3 protein-coding genes and 1 pseudogene are annotated in these 1549 nt (G+C 39.6%); 3 read left to right on the top strand and 1 reads right to left on the bottom strand.

Annotated features, from left to right (window positions below; translation table 11 throughout):
- The 3 genes from ACUVJL_RS10150 to ACUVJL_RS10140 form a co-directional block, all read left to right on the top strand.
- On the top strand, positions 1-292 hold a 292-nt coding region (locus tag ACUVJL_RS10150; protein ID WP_445245724.1), incomplete at its 5' end, for a hypothetical protein.
- Positions 289-468, top strand: a complete 180-nt coding sequence (locus ACUVJL_RS10145) for a hypothetical protein (RefSeq protein ID WP_445245723.1) — start codon at positions 289-291, stop codon at positions 466-468. The genes ACUVJL_RS10150 and ACUVJL_RS10145, both read left to right, overlap by 4 nt.
- Positions 469-515: 47 nt before the next feature.
- Positions 516-773 (top strand): hypothetical protein, encoded by a 258-nt coding sequence (locus ACUVJL_RS10140; protein ID WP_445245722.1) that lies wholly within the window; start codon positions 516-518, stop codon positions 771-773.
- Between the two features lie 137 nt (positions 774-910).
- Here ACUVJL_RS10140 and ACUVJL_RS10135 read toward each other — a convergent pair.
- A pseudogene (locus ACUVJL_RS10135) lies at positions 911-1546 on the bottom strand (RloB family protein).
- Positions 1547-1549: the final 3 nt, after the last annotated feature.

Genomic DNA, 1549 nt, shown 5'->3' with positions numbered 1-1549 from the left:
CGATACAGAGCGCCAAGCAACGCAGGGACTTTTTGCACTTAGAAGAGCAATGTCTCTTTTTCCCCAGAATGAAATACTGATGCAATACTTTTCTTCCATCACCAATTTTCAATTCAACGTAGCAGGTACTCGCTTACAAGCCGAGCACATCGTGGGCAATGTATTGATGGATGGTGTGCCGGATGAAGATGTTCAAAAAGCAGGAGATTATTTAGCAGCCTTGCTAAAGATGGCTCCAGAATCGAAAATTATGATAGACAAAGTAGTTGAGAGATTAGAAGCATTGCGATGAAACAATTACCTGATGAAAGCCAACTCCTGGAAATCCTGGAAATTGTGAAAGCCGCTGAAGCCAAAGCCAGTGAGATGTATGAATTTTCCAAGAAAATATCTCACAATACCCAAATTACAGCAACAAAGAGAGAGGAAGCTGAACAGCTAGACGGGCAGCCTTTTGCAGATAATTAAATTTGTAATGGGAGATGTTGGTATGTTGATTTAAAGAACGAGCTCCCATGCGAATTCTCCAAATTATCCCCTCAATTTCCCTCGTCTACGGCGGGCCGAGTCAAATGGTACTCGGACTTTCTGCGGCCCTGGCGACCAAAAACATTGATGTGACGATTATCACCACAGATTCTAACGGAGATATCGGTCAACTTCCCTTAGATGTTCCTCTAAATGAACCAATACAACAAAACGGCTATCAGATTATTTATTTCCGCTGTTATCCCTGGCGCCGATATAAATTTTCACTCTCGTTATTGCAGTGAAAGTTGCAGGGCTTACGCATGGGGCGGCTAGAAACCCGCTTTCTACGAGTTTGGCGACGAGTCACGAGAAATATACGAAGAAACCGGGCGTTTGAGGTATTTTGATTATCAGATGTATGTACTGCCAAAATTCCTCATCAATCAGGAATAAAACTGTTAAGTTCTTCGACTAGCAGATGCACTGTTGTTGAAGGATTATCACTTTCAGGATTGGGGGGCTTGTATTCCTTTAAAAGCCGTTTTGCGTTTTTAATTGCATTCTCCTGTTTGTCTTTTAGTTTCTCATAAATCGTCTCGCTGTTTTTCTGATACTTGTGTCCCAGTAACTCCGTCAACATATCGGGATAATCTTTGCGAGAAATTTGTGTATGATAATAATTGAAGTGCAGCAAATACCACAATTCAAAAGCATCATTGGAGTAAGCTACTTTAATGCCGTTATTTTTGGCAAGATTTATAGCTGAATTAAAATTTTGCGAGTCGTTAGGATTGTTAGGGTTTTTATCGCGATCGAATACGCACTAAAATCGGTTTCTTTCGTCCGATTCGCTGGTATTTTTTAAGTCAATAGCTTTTTCTACTAAACTCTTCGTATTTTTTCCTTCTCCTTTGATATCCAGGTTAATTACCTTTGTGTCTACCGGAAAACTTTTAAAATAGTTGGGTTCTGTTTTCTCACCTTCGCACACAATTAAAAACCATCTTCTAGTTTTCCCCTTTCTCTTTTTGTAGTAATCAATATCTTTTTCCCTAGAAGATTTTTTTTTATTCATGAA

The sequence above is a fragment of the Microcoleus sp. OTE_8_concoct_300 genome (assembly GCF_031383065.1).
GTDB lineage: Bacteria > Cyanobacteriota > Cyanobacteriia > Cyanobacteriales > Microcoleaceae > Microcoleus.
This window is presented reverse-complemented; position numbering and strand designations above follow the sequence as displayed.

What these genes read in the sequence shown, in the direction of transcription:
- ACUVJL_RS10145 (WP_445245723.1), top strand. Translation starts at nt 289, where the DNA reads ATGAAACAATTACCTGATGAAAGCCAACTCCTGGAAATCCTGGAAATT.
- ACUVJL_RS10140 (WP_445245722.1), top strand. Translation starts at nt 516, where the DNA reads ATGCGAATTCTCCAAATTATCCCCTCAATTTCCCTCGTCTACGGCGGG.